5 protein-coding genes are annotated in these 5,856 nt (G+C 33.7%); all 5 read right to left on the bottom strand.

Features of this window, described 5'->3' with window-relative positions; all coding sequences use genetic code 11:
- Positions 1 to 115: 115 nt before the first annotated feature.
- Positions 116 to 247 (bottom strand): hypothetical protein, encoded by a 132-nt coding sequence (locus ACH2CJ_RS21835; RefSeq protein ID WP_394996725.1) that lies wholly within the window; start codon positions 245 to 247, stop codon positions 116 to 118.
- A 560-nt stretch (positions 248 to 807) separates the two neighbouring features.
- Positions 808 to 1,815 (bottom strand): RimK family alpha-L-glutamate ligase, encoded by a 1,008-nt coding sequence (locus ACH2CJ_RS21840; RefSeq protein WP_394996728.1) that lies wholly within the window; start codon positions 1,813 to 1,815, stop codon positions 808 to 810.
- Between the two features lie 329 nt (positions 1,816 to 2,144).
- Positions 2,145 to 2,993: a toprim domain-containing protein gene (locus ACH2CJ_RS21845; RefSeq protein WP_394996731.1), complete on the bottom strand. Its 849-nt coding sequence runs from the start codon at positions 2,991 to 2,993 to the stop codon at positions 2,145 to 2,147.
- Positions 2,994 to 3,245: 252 nt separating this feature from the next.
- On the bottom strand, positions 3,246 to 4,292 hold the full coding sequence (locus tag ACH2CJ_RS21850; RefSeq protein WP_394996734.1) for an AAA family ATPase: 1,047 nt from the start codon (positions 4,290 to 4,292) through the stop codon (positions 3,246 to 3,248).
- 161 nt (positions 4,293 to 4,453) lie between these two features.
- Positions 4,454 to 5,722, bottom strand: a complete 1,269-nt coding sequence (locus ACH2CJ_RS21855; RefSeq protein ID WP_394996737.1) for a tyrosine-type recombinase/integrase — start codon at positions 5,720 to 5,722, stop codon at positions 4,454 to 4,456.
- Positions 5,723 to 5,856: the final 134 nt, after the last annotated feature.

Below are 5,856 nucleotides of genomic sequence, written 5' to 3' on the forward strand. Positions count from 1 at the left end.
TGGACGCTATATATATATATATAGCGTCCAATTGTCTGTCTGTTCATATATGTATGTACGGGTATAGCCTTAGAAATGTGCAAAAACAAAAAACTGTACCCCTACCCCCTATCTTCTAAAATTTAATCAAATAACTCGAATCATTCAAAACTTGGTATTTGGGGCGTTTCCATGATGTTTTATCTTGTTTTACACTTTCGCTAAAACTTGCTTCAACGCTTCTAAGAAAATATCCGTCGGTGGTCATGGCGAGGCTTGGTAATAGTCACATAGTGTGCGTTCCTGATACCCCTGTAAATATCTTGTGTTCAAAAAGCAGGGTGTTTCTGTTCCCGCTACAAAAATTACAAAAACCCTCTCAAATATATGTTTGAGAGGTTTTTTTTGTTGGTGGGAGTTTCATTTAGGCAAATGCAAAAATTTATCAAAAACAATACATTCATACATTGTTGGTTCTAAATTTCCGTCGAGTATTTTTTGAAGTCTTTTTCTTTGTATTCCTAATTTTTTGCACATATTGAACGATATTTTAAACTTCATAAAATATCTACCCTCAAAATCCTTGATTCTTTGGATAACTGTATTATTTTCTGTCATTGTTTTAATTGCCCTTTATTAAAGTCCCATTGAAATTTTAAAGAAGTAACCCAATCTGAATAAATGGTTTCGTATGACCTATTTATTCCATATTTTTTTGTTCTAAAAATTCTCTGTCAGCTTCTTTTTTTACTATTGATTCAAACATAGATACTTGCCTAATATCTGTAAATTCGGGTATTACCCTTAAATTAATATTGTTATTATTTTTCATAGATTATTTGGAAAAAATTCGTTTAATTTGATACCACTTAATGATAAAGTCCGAAACATATTAATTATAGTATTATTGACTTTTTGGGCTTCCCCTGCTTTACCACCTACTTTAATTTCAATGTGCTTTATAAGGTGTTCAAACCAGTTTATCCCTGTAATTCCTATACTCAAAGTACCTGGATTACTATTCCCTTCAATTAGAAACGTAGTGCCGCTTTGGTCTTTCATTATATCAATTCCTGCAAATTCCAAGTTACAAGCCTTTGCAGCACTTACACAAATTTCTTGGTCTTCCTTTGATAATTCGATTTTCCTACCACTTCCACCGAGCGAAAGGTTAGCTTTGAAAGTATCCTTTGCCGTTCGCTCCATAGCTACGGCAACTTTATCTCCCACTACTATCGCCCTAATATCTTTTTTCCCACCTTCTATATAAGACTGAAAAAGTAAATCTACCTTAGATGCGTGAAACATACTTATCATACAATTTGTCTGTTCTGCATCTCTCATAATACCTACGCCTGACCCTTGACTTCCATGTGGTGTCTTTGCTACTGCTGGAAGACCTCCCACTTTATCAACTAAAAACTTTGGGTGAAAAGGTTTCTTTGCCATTACAGTAATAGGAACTTTTAAACCGCAAACACTGAATTTTTGTGTGGCTCTAATCTTGTTTGATGCAATTAAAATTCCATCGGGTGTTTGAGGGCAATAAATACCTAAGTTTTCCGTAAGGTGTGCAAGTACAACGGTTGCAAAGTTTAATCCACCGCCTAATCTTGTAATTACTGCATCGAACTTATTAGCGTGTAACCTTTCAGGGGTTGCAAGGTCTTCACTTCCATTATAGATACGGTCAAATCCATTTACTGAATCTGATATAAGCAAGTACAGTTGTTCGGGTGTGTACCATACCCAAGTATGCCCACGCAATTCAATGGCTTTGATTAGATGCGTTGAGGGCTTACCAGTTGCAAGGATTAAAATATTAAGTTTTTTCATTGGATTGGATTTTAAATTATTTACAAATTTACTTGGGAGTGATGGTACTTTAGAGGACAAAAAAATCACATATCGTAAACACTTGCTTGCGTTCGCCATCCTGAGTTAGGGCGTGTAACGTGCTACTATTTGTGTAATTTTTTTTTGAAAAGTAAAATTTTTGACTAATCCATTGATAATCAATGGATTAGTCAAAAATTTTCCAGATAGAGACACTATTTTCTTGCTATTCGCCAATTATTTTACATAATATTATGTACCTTTTTCATTCGCAAGGGGGGTAAGAAGGGCATTTTGACATTATATAGCATTCATTTAGCACGAACAAACTATAAATCTGCATTAATAAGAAAATCATTCAAATCATTATATTCTATATACTTAACCGAGCAATCAATAATTTTTGAACCTTTGAAATGCTCCATCAATTCACCATGTGCTTTTCTACCTGTATTGTCTGTATCCAGTACAGAAAAGATTTTAGGGTAGTGAAATAATAGGTCAGTTGCTAAATGCAAATTCTTCGTAGAGTTCAGTACAATAGTATCGTACTCAGGTGTTTCTATATTTTTAATAGTGAGGTATGAAAGAAAATCCATAAAACCCTCAAACAGTAGCACAGCCGTTTTATTTTTTCCTTTGATACTTGTTATAGTTTTAGGACTTGTGCAAAACTTTTTAATCTTGTTTCGTAGTTCAAAACCGCCTAAATCATTTTCAAATGCGAGTGCAAATTCTTTGGTATTATAGTATGCTTCTTTTAGGTACATTCGTGCAACTGATAACTTTATTTTTCTATCTGTGAGGTACTGTAATAATGCTTGATTTTCGAGCGATTTTACTTTTTTAAGTTGAAATGGCTGATTTGTTTCTTCATGGCATACAAAAGAAAAAGATTCTGCCTTGACTGTTCCATCAAATGACTGTAAAAGCCTAATCGCTTCTTTAAAATCTACATTGTGGTAACGCTCCACAAACTTTATGATGTCGCCACCTTTGTTCGTTGCAAAGTCTATGAAATCATTTTGCTTAGGTCGAACTGCAAAAGATGGTGTTTTCTCGATAGGGCGGAATGGTGAATGATAAAACACTCTGTTACTGCTTTGACTTTTAGGCTCAAAACCTATGCTGTTTAGATAAGTTTCGAGAGGTATGCTTTTGATTATGTCGAGATTCATATTTTTTCTTCTTTGTATGAAATATTGATATTTTATTGCGTGTTTTTCACTCACACTTATTTTCACACATACACACGCCCATATATATAGAATTTTTTTTCGTGTGTGTGTAAAGTCATTTTCTTGTAAATATTGGATAAATACAATGCAAACATTTCACACACACACACGCACACACTCTTATATATAATGGCGTGTGTGTGTTTATATATTTATATATTGGCATAGATGTAAAATTTGAAAAATTCAATTTTATAGATTTTCTAAGTTATCGAATAGTTTATACTTTCCTTCACCTGTTATTTTCATAATGCTTGCTAACCATTTGGTAACGGTTCGTTGTGCTTTGTTCCTTGCAGCGTTATCTTTACCATTTTTAGTATCAGATTCAATGGTAGGAATAAAGTGATTTTTTAACCTTCCTTTTAATTCCTTATCTGTCAATGTTTCATCATTATCAAACATAATTCTTGCTAATTCGATTGATTCAGAAAGTTCATTTGATGATTTTACCTTTTCATTTGTACTGTCAATTCGTTCCAGTCTTGAATGTTCGTTATAGTGATAGTTTATGTCCTCAAAGTCCTCTGAATGTCGGTTAAGTGATGATGTAATAGCAAAAAACTTTTTAGCCTTGTTTTTGCTTACAGATACTGATGCAATACATTTTCTTTCTGCCTGTTGTCCTAAATGCCCACGACTGTTTTTATTTCCTCTGTTTTCGTGGATAACTCCGATAATTGCCACATTATAATTAGATGCTAAATTTTGAAGGAATTGAATAATAAGATTACATTCAGCTTCGTCATTTACAGAATGTACCAAATCTGCTAAACCATCTATAAATACTAAGTGAGCATCTTTTGAACGCTCTAATACTTGGTCTAATAGTTTGATTCTTTCTTTAGGTGAAGGTGTAAGGAAATGGAATAAATGTAGGTTGTGGGGTAGTTCTGGCAATTGTAGGTTTTTACAAATTTTATCTCGAAATGCCACCATGTCGGAATTGGTCATTTCTGTATTGATATATATAACTGATTTATCGTTTTTTACAACCGAACAGATACCCAAATTGTCGTAACCGTCATAAACCTGTTGCATAAATGCCGTTTCAATCATTATCTTTATTGCTGTTGTTTTACCACTTTTTTGTACTCCAGTTAATAATGAAATACCGCCTTTTGTGGCGTAGATAGTATTTTCAATATATATTAACGGCTCTACGGGTTCGGCTTGGGTTCGGGAAGTGATTAGATATTTATCTAAGTCTCCAAACTTGCTTTTTTGGATTTCATTCATTATTTTTGACCTGTTCTTTTGGTTTTGAATAAAATATTATAGACCGCCAGTAGTCGCATACTGACGGTTTTTTTATGTGTTAATTTCTAAAAGTGTAAGGATATTCGGCTTTATTTAGAATAGATTCTAACTCTTTGTTTGTGTGTCCTGATTTCATGTGTTTAAGCGTTTTTAGGTAGTTTTTCCATCCTTTTAATTAATACTTTGGGGCTATGGTTAATATAATTATTATGGGTTATTGGGCTGCCTTTTCGATGTCCTGCCATCATTTGTAAACGTTCTTCGTTTTCCCCGTTTTCATAGCCGTTTGTTATCTTTGAAGTTCTTGCCAGTTTAGTAGAAAGTAGTGTTTTTATGGCCGTTATATCTCCAATTTGCTTTAAATATCTATTCATTATCTGATTGGTTGGTACGGGTACAAATTGATTTTTCTCAATGCAAATAGTATCATTCTCGTACTTACTCATAAGTCCTTTTGCTCGCTCCGATAATGGAATAGTTTGCGGAATAGCTGTTTTTGTTCTTTGCTTGATAATGTACCAAATACCGCTTTCGGCTTTAATCAAATTATCTTTACTATGTGCCAAAATATCAGCGTGGTTCATACTAAGTTCATACATAAATAAAAATGTATCTCGTACCCTTTCAAGCCCTGTTGAGTGTAATTTTGCTTGCTCCAGTAGCGTTATTTCTTCTTCTGTAAGGTATTTAACCTCTTTGGCTTCAAACTTCTTTTTATAGCTTAAAAAGGGGTTGCTTGGTATCCATCTATGACTTACACAAAAATTCATAAATCTGCTTAAATGTCCTGCTAAGTATTGAGCAGAATTATTTTGATAGTTCCGTGTTGTTTTGAGCCATGATAAAAAAGAGGTCATTGCATAGGGTGTAATTTCGTCTAACTGCCCTTTTTTGCCATACTGGAGGGTTGTGAACTCTATCAGTCGTTTGTACCACATTCGATGTTTTCGGAGGGTGTAGTTTGAGTAATTTTGATGTTCAATTTCGACCATCAAATGTTTTTGAAATAATTCTAACGCCCCTAAAATCAATGGCACTTTGTTTTTTATCTCAATGCCAATGACACTATTACGAATATCTTGAATCGTAAATTTTTTTTGTGAAACTTTAAAATCTGCATAAACTTGATTAAGTTTTGAATCAAAGGCTCTCAATATCTTGGTTTGTGTTTCGTCGCCTTTTATTTCAAGCTGTGGCTCTCTCACAAAATTATTTGGTAAGCATCTTACACCTGTACTTATTTCGGTTTGTTTGTTTTGGTAGGTGATTCGTGCATAAATCGTTACTGTATTGTCTTTATTCTTGATTTTTACCCACTTGCGATGCAAATGGTAACTATTAGAATTTTGCACTTTCTGCCTTTCAATTTCCTCTAATCGCTTGTTTAGGAATGTGTTTGCTGTATTCATTTTTTTAATAAATGTTTAAAGCCCCGACTATACTAATAGTTCGGGGTTTTGTGGTTAAAAAAGGTCTTTAGGGTTTACGTTTAGCCATTTAGCTATGCGTGCTAATTCGTCTATACGTGGTTGGAGTTCGTTAT

Source organism: Emticicia sp. (genome assembly GCF_043780375.1).
GTDB lineage: Bacteria > Bacteroidota > Bacteroidia > Cytophagales > Spirosomataceae > Emticicia.